This window comes from Mesorhizobium sp. ArgA1 (assembly GCF_053714375.1).
Window position 1 is genome coordinate 478,566 of record NZ_JBSKBQ010000002.1, and the last position, 13,982, is coordinate 492,547.

The following is a 13,982-nucleotide window of genomic DNA, read 5'->3' on the forward strand; positions in this document are numbered from 1 at the left end:
CCTCAGCCGACAGCCGCCGTCACCATGATCTCGACGCGATACTGATCGCCGGCAAGCCGCGCCTCGACCGTTGCGCGCACCGGCATGGCGCCGCGGTCGATCCAGGCATCCCAGGCCGTATTCGTCATCTCGAAATCGGCGATGTCCCGGAGCCAGATCTGGGCGCTGAGCAGTTTCGACTTGTCGCTGCCGGCCTTGGCCAGAAGCGCGTCGATCTTGGCGAGGATCTGTTTGGTCTGCGAGGTGGTGTCGCCGGACAGATCGTCGGCCGTCAGGCCGGCGACATAGACGGTGCCGTTGTAGCGCAGCACCCGGCAGAAACGTTGGCCGTTTTCAAGACGTTCGATCGTCATGGAACTCCTCCTGGATGTCGGCGGATGTCGGCGACTTGCCTATGGTATGGACGGCACAAAACCGCTGTAAAGCCCGCCGGTGGCCTAGACGCCGCTTTCCGCCACCGGCATGGCCAAAAAAATCAAAGCCATAGCCGTATCAATCTTCGTTTGCAGCAATCGCTGCCGCGTGTAGCTTCTGCTCGGGGTGGCGTCGTCGACGGCGCCGCCAGGGGAGCAGCCATGAGGTCGATCGCCCAATCCGCGATGCGGCTGTGGCAAAACGCGGAGCGCTCGCGCGCTCTGCTGCCGATCATGGCAGGCATCTGCCTCGCCTGCGTCGGCAGCGCCATGCTGACCACCGCCGTCTCGCTTCACCTTGGCAAGCCCGGCATTTCGCCCGATGTCGTCCAGATCGTGCTTACCGCCTATCCCGTCGGCTTTTTTGTCGGCTGCCTGGTTACGCGCCCGGCCGTCGCCCATTACGGCCACGAGCGCACCTTCGTGGCGGTCCTGGTGCTGGCGCTGTTGGCGGCCATGGGTTTCGTGTTCACCGATTTCGTGCCGAACTGGATCTGCTTTCGCCTGCTCGGCGGCATGTCGATGGCTTCGCTCTTCGTGGTCTGCGAGAGCTGGATCAACCTCTATGCCGAACAGCACAATCGCGGCGCGCTGTTCTCGCTCTACATGCTGACCACGGCGATCGCGGTGCAGCTCGGGCAACTGCTCGTCGCGCTGGTTGGGCCGCAATCGCCGCATCTGTTCCCGGTGGCGACGGCGATGGTGCTGCTGGCACTGGTTTCCAAATTCATTGGCGGTCGCTGGCCGGCCCTGCCTGCCTCTCCTGCCGAGCCGGACCATGCGAGCGGACCTGTCAAACGCCTCGGCCCGCTGGCGCTGTTCCGCCTGGCGCCGGTGACGGTGGTCGCCATCTTCCAAGGGGGCATCACCAACATGAACATATTCGTGCTGACGCCGATCTACGGCACCCAGATCGGGCTGTCGGCGGGAACGACGGTCGGGCTCGTAACCACGATCAGCATTGCCGGCATGCTGGCGCAGACGCCCGTCGGCTGGCTGTCGGACCGGTTTGAAAGACGACTTATCCTGCTGGCGCAAGGCCTGCTGTCGGTCGCGCTTTGCGCGGCAATCGCATGGCTTGGCAATTTTTCCGAGTCGCTGCTGTTCGTGCTGTTCTTCCTCTACGGCGCCACGGCACTGACAATCTATCCGGTGGCGATGGCGTTCGGCGCATCGCAATTGCACAGCCGGCATATGGTCGGCGCCTCCGGCACGCTGCTTTTGCTCTATTCGATCGGCAATGTCGCGACTCCGGGCGTTTCCGCCGGATTGATGGCGCATATGGGCGCACCGGCGATGTTCCTGCTGCTTGGCGGCGGCGCGGTGCTGGTGACGCTTGCCGCCAGCTACAATCTCCTGCGCCGGCCGATCGCGGCGAAGATCGTGCAAACCGTCGAGGAGCGGGTTTGATGACGACCGCCATGAGCCGCCTGCAAGACAGCGTCATCCTGATCGCGGGCGCCGCCAGCGGGATCGGCGCTGCGATCGCCAGGCGATGCATCGCCGAGGGCGCGAAGGTGGTCTGCGCCGACTACGATCTCGAGCCGGCAGCGCAGCTTGCCGATACGCTCGGTCCTTCGGCTGCAGCCTGCCAATGCGACGTGACGGATAGTGGTTCCGCCCGGGCCGCCGTCGAATTCGCGCGACAAAAATACGGGCGGCTGGACGGGCTGGTGCACAATGCCGCCGCCCCTTCGACCAGCGCGACGGTCGTCGATCTTGACGAGAGCGCATGGCGGCGAGAGCTCGATGTCGGCCTGACCGGCGCGTTCCTGATGAGCAAGTTCGCAGTACCGCTGATCGCGGCAAGCGGCGGCGGATCGGTTGTCTTCATCGGCTCGCAATTCGGTCGCGTCGCCACCACAAAGGCTGTCGCCTACTGCGCCGCCAAGGCGGGGCTGATCCATCTCGCCAAGGCCATGGCTGTCGACCACGCGCCCGACAAGGTGCGCGTCAACAGCCTGTCGCCGGGCGCGGTGGCGACGACGCGGCTACTGCGCCGCTTCGCGGATTTCGAGGCAGCCAATGCCACACTCGGGCCGGCGCATCTGCTCGGCCGGATCGCCGAGCCGGAGGAGATCGCCGCAGCGGCTGCCTTCCTGCTTTCGCGGGATGCGTCCTTCGTCACCGGCTCCGATATGCTTGTGGATGGCGGCTATGCGACGCGCTGAATTGTTCAGGTCGAATCTACAGGAGATCCCATGACGCTTCTCGTCACCGGCGGCACCGGCTTTGTCATGAGCGTGGTGGCCCGTGAATGGCTGGACCGCGATGTGCAAGCCCGCGCCGTGATCCTCGATCGCTCGGGCCTCGACGCCATCGCGGAAAAATTCTTCGCGCCGGTGCGCGACCGCCTAACCGTGCTCACCGCCGACATACTGGATCCCACGCAATGGGCGGCAGCGCTCGACGCGCATGGCATCACGACAATCGTCCACGGCGCGACGGTGACGCCGAATTCGCGCCCGAGCGAGCCGACACAACCGCCCGAGGCCAATGATCCGGCTGCCATCGTCGATGTCAATCTGATGGGCACGGTGCGCATGCTGGAATGGGCGCGCGGCCGCCCCGGCATCAAGCGTTTCGTCTATGTCAGCTCCGGCTCGGTCTATCGCCACAACGGGCCGGACTGGAGCGGCGAGCCGCTGCCCGAGGACGGCTATGTCGCGCCGCTGACGCTTTACGGCATTTCGAAATTCGCCGCCGAAATGGTCACCAACCGCTATGCCGATCTGTTCGGCCTGTCGGCCATCTCGGTGCGTCTGTCCTCGGTCTATGGGCCGATGGACCGCGTCACCGGCAGCCGCAATGTCCGTCATCTGCCGAACCGCATCGCGCATATGGCGCTCAGCAACGAGACGATACGGCCGAACAGTCTTGAGCCGCTCGGCGACTATGTGCTGTCGAGCGATGTCGCCAAGGCAATCATGGCGCTGCTCGATGCCAAGACCTTGCGCTACCGCCACTACAATATCGGCAGCGGCGGCACGCAGACCGTCGGCGACTTCATCGGCTGGGCCGCCGAACGTTTCCCCAGCCTGAAGAGCGAGGTCCGCCCGCAAGAGACGGCGAACATAGTCATGAACGCAGCCCTGAAGACGGGCATGTGGGGCGAGTACGACCTTGCCCGCATCGAGCGCGATACGGACTGGCGGCCGACGCCGGCGAAGCAGGCCTTCCATGATTACATCGACTGGATTGCCGCCAACGAAAGCTGAGGAGCAGAGCCGATGCCGACCGATTTTCAGCAACCGCGCGACTTCGTCGGCTACGGCCCGAACCCGCCATTCATGACCTGGCCGGGCGGCGTCAAGCTCGCCATCAACCTCGTGCTGAACTACGAGGAAGGCTCGGAATATTCCTGGCTCGAGGACGGCCGCAACGACAATTGGGGCGAGTACAATCTCGCCACGAGCCCGCCAGTGCGCGACCTCGGCACCGAGACCCATTTCGAATATGGCAGCAGGGCCGGTGTCTGGCGCCTGGCGCGGCTGTTAGACCGCTACGACATCCCGATTACCGTCTCAGCCTGCGCCGTCGCGCTGGAGCGCAACCCGGCGGTCGCCGAATGGATGAACGCGCGCGGGCACGATCTGCTCGGCCATGGCTTGCGCTGGGTCGATTACACGACGATGGAGCGCGCCGAGGAGGAGCGCCAGTTGCACGAGGCGATTGCGCTCTACGAGAGGCTGATGGGCAGGCGTCCGCTGGGCTGGAACTGCCGTTCGCTGCCGAGCGTCAACACGCGCGACCTGCTGGTGCGCGAAGGCGGCTTCCTCTACCACTCCGACCCCTGCAATGACGACCTGCCTTATTTCCTCGACCACCAGGGCACCGAGATCCTGGTCGTGCCCTATTCCAAGGCGCTCAACGACAGCCGCTACCTCGTCGCGCCGGGCTACAGCAATCCACGCGACTTCGCCGAGGATTGCCGCTCGGCCATCGACTACATGCTGGGCGAAGCCGACGAGACCGGTGGCCGCATGCTGACGATTGGCATTCATGCGCGATGGATGGGCCAGCCCAACCGTGCCTCCGGCTTGCGCGAAGTGATCGAGCATGTGAAGTCGAAACCGGCGGCCGCCTTCATGCGGCGCGAGGACATTGCCCGCTTCTGGCTGGAGAACCATGCCGGCTTCGAGCGGCGTGCCTGACGGAAGCGGGACGGTATGTTCGAGACGCTGATTAGGGGCGCGACGATCGTCAATGCCGACAGGCAGGAGCGGCGCGATGTCGGCATTGCCGGCGGGCGCATCGCGGCGCTGATCACACCCGGCGAAACGGCTGAAGCCGCGACGGTTCTCGATGTCTCGGGCTGCCTGCTTCTGCCCGGCCTGGTCGACGCGCATGCGCATCTGCGCGAGCCGGGCCTGACGCACAAGGAAGACTTTTCCTCGGGCACGCATGCCGCAGCCCTTGGCGGGGTGACGACGGTGCTCGACATGCCGACCGACGAGCCATGGACGGCCAGCGCCGAAGAGCTGGCCGACAAGATGGCGATGGCGACAGGCCGCCTCCATGTCGATGTCGGTTTCCAGGCGGTGGTCAGCCGCGATTTGTCGCGCATTGCCGGCCTGCTCGCGCTCGCACCGGTGTCGTTCGAACTGTTCACCGCCGATGTGCCGGAGGCCTTCCTGTTTCGCAATTTCGACGCGGTTGCCGAGGCGCTCAGGCATTTCGGCCATGCCGACACGCTGATCGGCATCTCGCCGGGCGATCAATCGATGCTGACCGGCGCCAATAAGCGCAACAAGACGGGGACCATCGCAGCCTTTCTCGACAGCCGGCCAACGCTTGCCGAAGCCGGCGGCGTTGCGCGCGCCGTGCTTGCCGCCGCCGCGACAGGCGCGCGCGTCCATATCCGGCAGATCAATTCGGAGCAGGGCGTCGAAGCGTGGAGCCGGCTGCGCGACCGGGCGGACGCCAGCGTCGAGACGACACCGCAGAATTTGTTCTTCACCGCCGACGATTACGAGACGCAAGGCGCCCGACTGAAGGGTTCGCCACCGTTGCGGTCGCGGCAGGATGTCGAAGCCTTGCGCGCTGCGCTCAAGGGCGGGCTGATTGACATCGTCGCCACCGATCACGCGCCACACGCGCCGGCCGAGAAGGCCGCCGCATACGCCGCCTTCGCCGATATACCCGGGGGCATGCCGGGGCTGCAGACGCTGCTTCAGGTAATGCTGAAACTCGTCGACGAGGGACTGATCACTCATGCCGATGTGGCGCGGATGTGCGCGCGCAATCCGGCCGAGCGTTTCGGGCTCGGCAAGCGCAAAGGACGCATCGCCACCGGCTACGACGCCGACCTGCTGATCGTCGATCCGCGCGTATCCAGCTCCATCTCCGACGCCGAGCAGGTTTCCCGCGCGGCTTACACGCCGTTCGACGGCTGGAGCGTGAAGGCCCGACTGACCAATGTGTTCCTGCGCGGGCGAGAAATCGTGCGGGATCAGAAGCTGATCGGTGCGGGGCAAGGCAAGATCGCGCGCCGGGAACACTAGACCGGTTCACCGTTTCAGGGAAACGGCGGCCCTATCTATTTGTTTTTACGCAATTTCGGACAGAACACCGCTCACACTTTTCATGGAATTGCTCAAAGGAGAAGAAATGCCATTGCTCGATAACAAGGTTGCGATCGTCACCGGCGGAAGTTCGGGCATCGGCCGTGCGATCGCGCTCAAATTCGCGGCGGAAGGCGCCGCCGTCATCGTCGCCGACACCGGCGAATTGCCGATCGAAGGCGGTCAGAGCACCGTCGATCTGATCCAGTCGACCGGCGGCACGGCGATGCATGTCACGACTGACATTGCGGACTGGGATGCGGTCGATGCGCTGGTCGGCGTGACGGCCGCGCGTTTCGGACGGCTCGATGTGATGGTCAACAATGCGGCCATCTACACCAGCACCAATCTGATCGAGACCACGCCGGAGCAATGGAACCGCGTCATCGGCGTCAATCTGACCGGCTTCTTCCACTGCTCGAAACGTGTCGTCATGCAGATGCTCAGCCAGACACCGGTCAACGAGGTGCGCGGCCGCATCATCAACATTTCCTCGCAGCACGGCATGGTCGCCTGCCCCGGCGATTTTCCTTATTCGGTGAGCAAGGGCGCCATTGTGCAGATGACGCGGCAGATCGCCGTCGATCATGCCGAGGACCTGATTGTCTGCAACGCGATTGCACCCGGCAAGATCATCACCGGCAAGCCGGGCGTTGCCAACGATCCCGACGCGCTCGCCTATTCGCACAGCCGCACCCCCTGGCCGCGGCTCGGCACGCCGAACGACGTGGCAGGCGCCGCGCTGTTCCTTGCCAGCGACATGGCAAGCTACGTCACCGGCATCAATCTGATGGTAGACGGCGGCTGGCTGGCGGGGTGACAGGAATTGCGCCGCCGTTCAGGTACAGTGCGATGGCACCATTGGCCCTTGAACGGCCCAAATGGAGGCGTACCATCTCGGCATCTGAAACTGAGTCTGCTTTCATTCGTCTGGGCTAATGTCCGGACCGGATTGGGTATTTTCCTTGGCAATGGACGCAACCAGCGGCGCGGCGAAGCGCGGCAAATCGTTTGCCCATGTGGCGGAGGCGTCCTGGGGCAAGGGCCTCAGCACGCTGCTGCGCATCGTGCGCATGACGCTGCGCCATCCCTGGCAGGTGGCGATCACCATCGTCTCGACCTTCATCGCCGCGACGCTGCAGCTGTTCATCCCGCGCCTGCTCGGACGCGCCATCGATCAGGCGCAAGGCGTGATGGCCGCAGGCGGTGGCGCGGCGGCCGAGCAGGCCCTGTGGACGACGGCGATCACGCTGCTCGTCGTCAGCATCCTGCGCGGCCTCTTCACCATGGCGCAGAACTATTACGGCGAGGCTGTCGGCCACCGCACCGGCTATGAACTGCGCCTGGCCTTCTACGAAAAGATCCAGCGGCTGAGCTTCAGCTTCCATGACCGGGTGCATACGGGCGACCTGATCACGCTCGGCTTGCTCGATCTCGACGGCGTGCGCATGTTCTTTTCCACCGGCATCTTGCGCGTCGTCCTGCTCGGCGTGCTGATCGGCGTCGGCTCTTACCTTTTGATCAGCACCGACCTCGAACTCGGCCTCCTCAGCCTGAGCTTCGTACCGTTCGTCGCCTGGCGGTCCTCGGTCACGCAGCTCAGGCTGCGCAGCACCTGGCTGACGCTGCAGGAGCGGCTGTCGGTGCTGAGCCGAGTGATGGACGAAAATCTCGGTGGCATCCGGGTCGTGCGCGCCTTCGCCGCGCAGCGGCATGAGCTGGAAAAATTCGACCGCGCCAAAAAGTCGGCGCTGGAGCTTGCCGACCGGCGCGTCGACATCCGGGTGTCCAACACCAGCGCCATGAATTTTTCCTTCCTGGCGGCGATGGGTCTGGTGCTGTGGTTCGGCGGCCAGAAAGTGATGGCGGGCGAGATCAGCGTCGGCACGCTGGCCCAGTTCCTGACCTTCATGACCATCCTGCAGATGCCGGTGCGCCAGCTCGGCCTGATGGTCAACTCGTTCGCCCGCGCCTCGACCTGCGGCACAAGGCTGTTCGAACTGCTCGACGCCGAGCTCGACATCGAGGACGCACCGGGCGCCAAGGATCTCGTGGTCAGCGAAGGTGTGCTGCGCTTCGACAATGTCGGCTTCCGCTATGCAGGCACGGGCGGCCGGCCGGCGCTGTCGGGCATCTCCTTCGAGGCCCGGTCCGGCGAGACCGTCGGCATTGTCGGCCCGCCGGGCAGCGGCAAGTCGACCATCGCGCATCTGATCCCGCGCTTCTACGACGTCACCTCGGGCGCGATCACCATTGACGGACAGGACATCCGCGAGGTCACGCTGCAATCGCTGCGCAAGGCGGTCGGCGTTGTGCAGCAGGACGCCTTCCTGTTCACCACCTCGATCGAAAACAACATCGCCTATGGCAATCCCTGGGCGCGCGAGACCCGCATCGGACAGGCTGCCGAATACGCCCAGCTGCACAACTACATTATCGGGCTTCCGGCCGACTACAAAACGGTCGTCGGCGAGCGCGGCGCCTCGCTTTCGGGAGGCCAGCGGCAGCGCCTGACCATTGCCCGCACCCTGATGCTGCGGCCTTCGGTGCTGGTCTTCGACGATTCCACCGCGGCCGTCGACGCCGGCACCGAGCAGCGTATCCGCACCGCCATGAAACGCTTCACCAAGGACCGCGTGACCCTGATCATCTCGCATCGGCTGAGCTCGCTGATGCATGCCGACCAGATCCTGTTCGTGGAAGGCGGCCGCATCGTCGAACGTGGCACGCATGAAGAGCTGCTGGCACTCAAAGGGCGCTACCGCGCGCTCTACGATTTGCAGCTGCGGCCGGATGAAGACCGGCTCGAAGGAGCCGCCTGATGTCGAAGCAGGATGATGACGAAAAGGACGACAAAAGCGGCCGGCCGACCAAGGCCGTCGTTGGCTCGCATCGCGACGAGGAGGAGGTTTTCGGCAAGGCCTACGATCCGCGCATCGTGCGCCGCATCTGGAGCTTCGTAAAGCCGTATCAGGGCCGGATCTTCATCTCGGTTGCCGCGGTGCTGGTGTTCACGCTGACGCAGCTGGCGATCCCGCTGGTCATTCGCTACGCCATCGACCACGGCATGGTGGCAGGCAAGGTCGACCGGTCGGTGATGAATTGGGCGATCGGCGCTTTCGGCGCGATCATCCTGATCAACTACGGCGCCTCCTACGTGCAGGAGAGCGTCGTCGGCAAGGTCGCCGAAAACGTGCTGTCCGACCTGCGCCGCGCCATGTTCAGCCATCTGCAGCGAGTCTCGCTGAGTTTCATGGACAAGACCGAAGTGGGACGGCTGATGTCGCGCCTGCAGGGCGACGTCAATTCGATGCAAGAGTTCCTCGAGACTTCAGTCATGTCGGTGGGCGACATCGTGCTGTTGTTCGGCATCGTCACCGTTCTGCTCTGGCTCGATTTCCGACTCGGCCTGCTGACGTTGTCGACCATGCCGGCGCTGTTCATCGTGCGCCTGTTCTGGCTGCCGCGCGCCAAGGTCGCCTTCATGGCCGCGCACGAGACCAACTCGATCGCCAACGGCGCGCTTGCCGAAGGCATCCATGGCGTGCGCACGGTGCAGAGCCTGGAGCGCCAGCACGTCAATTTCGATCTCTATGACGAGAAGGTGCTGGCCAATTTGAGGACGCACCTGACCTCGGCCAAATATGCGCAGGTGATGGTGCCGATCGTCGACACGCTGACCGGCATCGCCATGGCCACGGTCATCGTCGTAGGCGGCTCGATGGTGCTGTCGCACAGCCTCGACATCGGCGTCATGGTGGCGTTCCTGTTCTACATCCAGCGCTTCTTCGACCCGATCCGCTCGCTCACCATGCAGTACTCGGTGATGCAGCGCGCCATGGCTTCGGGCCAGCGCATCTCCGAAGTGCTCGACGTGCCGGTCGACGTCAGCGATAAACCAGGCGCAGTCGCTCTGTCGCGCGACATGGACGGTTCGGTCGAATTCAGGAACGTCACCTTCGGCTATCGCAAGGGCCAGCCGGTGCTGAAGGACATCTCGTTTCGCGTCAATCCCGGCGAGACGGTCGCTCTTGTTGGGCCGACCGGATCGGGCAAGTCGAGCTGCATGGCGCTGGTGCACCGCTTCTACGATGTGTGGTCCGGCGAAGTGCTGGTCGGCGGCCATGATGTGCGCGACGTCACGCAGGATTCGCTCGGCGACCAGGTCGCGATGGTGCTGCAGGAACCGTTCCTGTTTTCAGGTACGGTGCTGGAAAACATCCGCTACCACAAGACCGGCGCCAGCCGCGAAGAAGTGGTGCGCGCGGCGCAAGCCGTCGGCGCGCATGATTTCATCGAGAACCTGCCCGACGGCTACGACACCGAACTCGAACAGCGCGGCGGCAACCTCTCGCTTGGCCAGCGCCAGCTGATCAGCTTTGCCCGCGCGCTGGTGGCGGATGCCAAGATTCTGGTGCTCGACGAGGCTACGGCCAGCATCGATTCCTACACCGAGATGCTGATCCAGAAGGCGCTGGTGACGCTGCTCGAAGGCCGCACCGGACTGGTGATCGCCCACCGGCTGGCGACGATACGGGGTGCCGACCGCATCATCGTGCTGCAGAATGGCGAGATCGTCGAAAGCGGCAACCATGACCAGCTTATGGCGAGGCAAGGCCTCTACGCCCGCCTCTACAACATGAACTACGCTTCATTCGACGACGTGTCCGAGGATGAGATGACGACAGGCGCACCCGCCGGCAGGGCGACGTGAACGTGGCCTGTTGAGCCCGACGGAAACTCACGGGAAGGGCAGAGCGGGTCAGCGATTCCATCAAACGCCTAGCCCCTCCGGGGCCAGCAGATAGGGTTCCTGCTTTTCTTAGCCGTCAAACAGAGACCGTAATCACGCCGGCTGCGCTTGCCCTTGGCTCGCAAGGGTTGCAAAGGCATTGGAACAGGATGGCCTGCCGCGAGTTTCTGTCTTCGAGCCGCGCGGCGTGAATGGCGCGGCAGCGCAAGGAGACGGCATATGGGCCTGGGTACCATTCTTATTATCATCCTGATCATCGCGTTGCTAGGCGGCTTCAGCGGCCTCGGCGGCGGACCCTTTTATGGCACCGGTTACTATGGCGGCGGCGGCCTCGGGCTGGTGCTGATCATCGTCATCATTCTGGTTGTTCTTGGGCGCATATAGCGCCGCTGCCAGCGGCCGCCGGACCTCGGCGGCCGCTCTCCGTTTGAAGACATTGGTTGGCAGCTGAACAGGGCCGGCGTCTGGAGATATTGGTGGCACGCAAACTCGACCTGCGCAGCGGCCGGCCGGTGTGGTTTGCCTATCGGGCACCATCGGTGCCTACGGAAAAACTTAAGCGCGATGTCAAGACCGACGTGCTGATCGTCGGCATGGGGATCAGCGGCGCCATGGCCGCCGAAACGCTGACCGCCTCCGGTCATTCGGTCATCTGCATCGACCGTCGTGGTCCGCTGCTCGGGTCGACCTCGGCAACCACCGCCCTGGTGCAGTTCGAGCTCGACCAGCCAATGTCGAAACTTTCGGCAATGGTCGGGAAGGCCGATGCCGGACAGGCATGGCGGCGGTCGCGCCTGGCGGTATCCAACCTTGGCGGACGGATCGCCGAACTCGGCATCGACTGTCGCCTGACACTATCGTCCTCGCTCTATCTGGCCGGCGATGCGCTCGACCCCTCTGCACTGCGCGATGAGGCAGAGGCGCGCCGGCAGATCGGCATCGGCGCAAGCTACCTAGCCCGCAAGGCGCTCGCCGACGAGTTTGGTATCGATCGCGCCGGCGCCATCCTCAGCCACGGCAATCTTGCGCTCGACCCGCGCAAGCTGACGGCTGGCCTGCTGCTGAAAACCCTGCAGCGCAAGGCGCGTTTCCATGCGCCGGTGCAGGCGACGGCGATAGAGGACAGCCGGGACCAGGTCGTCGTCGCCACCAGCCTCGGCCCGACGATCACCGCGCGGCATCTGGTGCTGGCCACCGGCTATGAGCTGACTGACGTCATCCCGAAGACCGCGCACGGCGTCGTCTCGACCTGGGCGATCGCCACGGCGCCGCAACCGAAAAACATCTGGCCGGGTGCGGTGCTGATCTGGGAGGCGTCGGAACCATACCTGTATCTGCGCGCAACAGAGGACGGCCGCGTCATCTGCGGCGGCGAGGACGAGGAATTCACCGACGAGGCACGTCGCGACGCGCTGATCGCCGACAAGGCGAAACGTCTGGCGAAGAAACTGCATCGCCTGCTGCCGCGGCTCGACGTGAGGCCCGAATTCGCCTGGACCGGCTCATTCGGAACAACCGGCACAGGCATGCCATATATCGGCGCCCTGCCCCGGCATCCACGCATCCATGCCGTGATGGGCTATGGCGGCAACGGCATCACCTTCTCGCAGATCGCTTCGGAGATCGTTGCCTCGGCGATCGGCGGCATCGAAGACTCCGATGCGAAGCTGTTTTCATTCAGCAGATCCTGATCGAGAGGCCTCCGTTCACCGAGCTGCACCCTGGAATCGCTCTCGTCAGGCCGGCAGATTTGTGCGTCTCTGCGCCATCAGAAACACCACAAGCACACAGCACAGCAGGCCAAGCGTGGATGGCAGCCCCTGATGTCCGGTCAGCTGCATTGCCAGTCCCGCCACCGGCGAGCCGACGATGCCGCCTATGCCCCACACGAAGGCGAAGGCTGCATTCCCGGCGATCAAGGCTTGACCGGTGAAACGCTCGCCGAGCTGGATCAGAGACAGCGTGTAGATCCCGAACGAGACTCCGCCCCAGATGAAGAAGAGCGGCCAGATCAGCCACGTGTCGAAGAGCAACGGCAACAGCAGGCAACCGGCAAGGCAAAGCAGGACACAGAACAGCATCATCCGCTTCGAGCCGAACCGTTCTGCGGCGCGCCCGAGCACAATCTGCAGAACGGCATTGCCGGCGATGAAACAGGTGATGAGCGAAGCGATGCGCTGTTCCGCGCTGCCGAGTGCGGCGCCATAGACCGCGAACAGGGACAGCAGAACCTGCTCGAAGGAGGCAGCGGTGAAGACTGCGAACAAAAGCAGCGGCGCCAGCGCGAAGAAGCCGCCGACCGACATCGCCTCGCCCTCGAGCGGCATGTCGGGCAGCCGCTGCGAGACGGCAAGCACGATCAGGCCGCAGACCAGGAAGGCCGCGCTGCCTATCATGAAGGGCCGCCACCCCTGCGTGCCGACCAGGCCGAGCGACAGCGGGCCGAGGCCGAAGCCGGCCGAAACAATCGAGGAATAAAGGCCCATGATGCGGCCCCGGCGCGCGGCGGGCGTGATCGAAACCAGCCAGGTTTCGCTGATCACGTAAAGCGGATTGGCAAAGAAGCCGAGCAGGAAGCGCAGTGGCATCCAGGCCCAGACGTCCTGCGTCCAGGCAATCGCGATCAGCGCGGTTGCCGCCAGAATGGAACACAGGACCGCAAAGCGCGCCGCCCCCACGCGCCGGACCAGCGCCGGCGTGAAAAGCGAGGATACGATGAAGCCCAGTGGCGTCATGGCGGCGGAGAGGCCGATCAGGCTCGGTGTCGTCCCCTGCCGTTCCAGGATGAAGCTGAGCAGCGGATAGGTCAGCCCCTGCGCCACGGCGAAAACCGTGACGGTCGCGATGATACCGGCCATCGCGGCCGATGGGATGCGGCTCTCGCGGGGTGACGTCGCGTCTTCGGCGCTCATGCAGCTTTCGAAGCAAGATCGGTACATTCCGGCAAGTTCAAATACCGGCGAAGCGCCGCAGTAGGCTGAAAGTGGCGAACCGGTTTCATCTGCGGCCTTACACTTCCCAAAAGCGCTTGACGATCTCGGCCTCGACCTGGCGTCTGGTCAGGCCGATATCGTCGATCAGATGCGGATTGGTATCCGCCATCTGCTTCAGGTCCCAGCGAAAGCGTATCCGCTCACGCCAGGCCGCAATCATGCCGCGCGGGCTCGTCAGGCTCCGGCGCGATGACGCCGTTGATTGTTCCGGCCAGGCTGCCGAAGCAGAAGCAAGGGTATCGTTCATGGCAACCTCCAT

General features: G+C 64.3%; 13 protein-coding genes. 10 read left to right on the top strand and 3 right to left on the bottom strand.

All coding sequences use genetic code 11. The features are described from left to right. Positions 1 to 2: 2 nt before the first annotated feature. Positions 3 to 353 (bottom strand): RidA family protein, encoded by a 351-nt coding sequence (locus tag ACWGTI_RS09545; protein ID WP_454586872.1) that lies wholly within the window; start codon positions 351 to 353, stop codon positions 3 to 5. 222 nt (positions 354 to 575) lie between these two features. Between ACWGTI_RS09545 and ACWGTI_RS09550 the strand changes: the two genes are divergently transcribed. The 10 genes from ACWGTI_RS09550 to ACWGTI_RS09595 all read left to right on the top strand — a co-directional run bounded on the left by ACWGTI_RS09550 (position 576) and on the right by ACWGTI_RS09595 (position 12,421). After that, the gene (locus ACWGTI_RS09550) at positions 576 to 1,823 is read left to right on the top strand and encodes an MFS transporter (protein WP_454586873.1); all 1,248 of its coding nucleotides are present in this window, start codon (positions 576 to 578) and stop codon (positions 1,821 to 1,823) included. Continuing rightward, the gene (locus ACWGTI_RS09555) at positions 1,823 to 2,584 is read left to right on the top strand and encodes an SDR family NAD(P)-dependent oxidoreductase (protein ID WP_454586874.1); all 762 of its coding nucleotides are present in this window, start codon (positions 1,823 to 1,825) and stop codon (positions 2,582 to 2,584) included. Before ACWGTI_RS09550 ends, ACWGTI_RS09555 begins: the two co-directional genes overlap by 1 nt. Positions 2,585 to 2,614: 30 nt before the next feature. Continuing rightward, a complete protein-coding gene (locus ACWGTI_RS09560) occupies positions 2,615 to 3,631 on the top strand; it encodes an NAD-dependent epimerase/dehydratase family protein (protein WP_454586875.1) in 1,017 nt (338 codons plus the stop codon). 12 nt (positions 3,632 to 3,643) lie between these two features. Then, positions 3,644 to 4,567 carry an allantoinase PuuE gene (locus tag ACWGTI_RS09565; protein ID WP_454586876.1) on the top strand — a complete coding sequence of 308 codons (924 nt, stop codon included), beginning with the start codon at positions 3,644 to 3,646 and terminating at the stop codon, positions 4,565 to 4,567. A 15-nt stretch (positions 4,568 to 4,582) separates the two neighbouring features. Next, complete coding sequence (locus ACWGTI_RS09570) at positions 4,583 to 5,917, top strand: dihydroorotase (protein WP_454586877.1); 1,335 nt, start codon at positions 4,583 to 4,585, stop codon at positions 5,915 to 5,917. Between the two features lie 106 nt (positions 5,918 to 6,023). Further along, a complete protein-coding gene (locus tag ACWGTI_RS09575) occupies positions 6,024 to 6,797 on the top strand; it encodes an SDR family NAD(P)-dependent oxidoreductase (RefSeq protein ID WP_454586878.1) in 774 nt (257 codons plus the stop codon). 151 nt (positions 6,798 to 6,948) lie between these two features. Beyond that, positions 6,949 to 8,799 (top strand): ABC transporter ATP-binding protein, encoded by a 1,851-nt coding sequence (locus ACWGTI_RS09580; protein WP_454586879.1) that lies wholly within the window; start codon positions 6,949 to 6,951, stop codon positions 8,797 to 8,799. Next, entirely contained in the window at positions 8,799 to 10,691 is a 1,893-nt protein-coding gene (locus tag ACWGTI_RS09585; RefSeq protein WP_454586880.1) for an ABC transporter ATP-binding protein, read from the top strand. The genes ACWGTI_RS09580 and ACWGTI_RS09585 overlap by 1 nt, the downstream gene beginning before the upstream one ends. Before the next feature lie 258 nt (positions 10,692 to 10,949). Continuing rightward, positions 10,950 to 11,114: a DUF3309 family protein gene (locus ACWGTI_RS09590; protein ID WP_023667887.1), complete on the top strand. Its 165-nt coding sequence runs from the start codon at positions 10,950 to 10,952 to the stop codon at positions 11,112 to 11,114. A 92-nt stretch (positions 11,115 to 11,206) separates the two neighbouring features. Continuing rightward, entirely contained in the window at positions 11,207 to 12,421 is a 1,215-nt protein-coding gene (locus ACWGTI_RS09595) for an NAD(P)/FAD-dependent oxidoreductase (RefSeq protein ID WP_454586881.1), read from the top strand. A gap of 45 nt (positions 12,422 to 12,466) precedes the next feature. Here the strand turns inward: ACWGTI_RS09595 and ACWGTI_RS09600 are convergent, their stop codons facing one another. Both ACWGTI_RS09600 and ACWGTI_RS09605 read right to left on the bottom strand, forming a co-directional pair. Next, entirely contained in the window at positions 12,467 to 13,642 is a 1,176-nt protein-coding gene (locus tag ACWGTI_RS09600; protein ID WP_454586882.1) for an MFS transporter, read from the bottom strand. 97 nt (positions 13,643 to 13,739) lie between these two features. Further along, complete coding sequence (locus ACWGTI_RS09605; protein WP_454586883.1) at positions 13,740 to 13,970, bottom strand: DUF1127 domain-containing protein; 231 nt, start codon at positions 13,968 to 13,970, stop codon at positions 13,740 to 13,742. Positions 13,971 to 13,982: the final 12 nt, after the last annotated feature.